The 795-nt window shown below is 59.4% G+C and carries 1 protein-coding gene; it reads right to left on the reverse strand.

All coding sequences use genetic code 11. From position 1 onward, the window contains the following. On the reverse strand, positions 1 to 581 hold a 581-nt coding region (locus tag NW819_RS13650), incomplete at its 3' end, for a tetratricopeptide repeat protein (RefSeq protein ID WP_414414080.1). Between the last annotated feature and the right edge of the window lie 214 nt (positions 582 to 795).

A 795-nucleotide genomic window follows, 5' to 3' on the forward strand; every position in this document is an offset into this window, starting at 1 on the left:
AAACGGGCCCGCTGGGAATGGGCAAGCGCTGAGGTGGGATCCAAGCGAATGGCTTCATCCAGATGAGCTAGGGCCAAAGGCAGGGATCCCTGTTGCATGAGCAGGTTGGCCAAGCTGAGGTGGTGGGGGACATTGGGGTGTAGGCGCACCAGCTCAGCAAACTCCGCCGTTGCTCCCTGGAGATCCCCCTGAGATTGACGAATCAGCCCGCGATAAAAATAGGGTTCTGGTCGCCGCGGGGCCAACCGGATCGCCTGGCCGAAATCCTCCAGGGCCTGGGGAACTTGGCCGAGGGCAAAGTAGGCTTCTCCCCGCAAAATGTAGGCGTTGGCCAGGCAGGGATCCCGTTGCAGAGCCAAGCTGAGCTGTTCAATAGCCCCCAGCAAATCCCGGTTCAGCCACCGTTCTCGACCACGGTTGTAGGCCAAGATGGCCGGACGGGTAAAGGCAGAGATGGCGGCTGCACCCACCAGGCCCATCACTGCCAAAAGACGATCCTGCCGCCAGCTGGCCATGCTCCCCAGCAACAGGGCAACTGCAATCAAAACGCGCAAGCCGGCAGAGTCGTGGGCTCTGAACATACTGCTCTGCACCGCTGTTACGAGCGTATCCTGTTTTTTTAATCTGCTCGCGAGCTTCTCTCTGATTCTGCCCGATTTGGCAGCGAAAAACGCCGAACAGCTCAAGCCCAAAAAGCTCCCGTAGCTCACTTGGATCAAGAGTAGAAAGGGGATCCCCGTGCTCCTCCCAACCCTTTAGCTTGTGGGGGTGTGGGGGTAGCTAAGCCCCGCACTG

Source organism: Synechococcus sp. R8-2 (genome assembly GCF_047461715.1).
Taxonomy (GTDB): domain Bacteria; phylum Cyanobacteriota; class Cyanobacteriia; order Thermostichales; family Thermostichaceae; genus Thermostichus.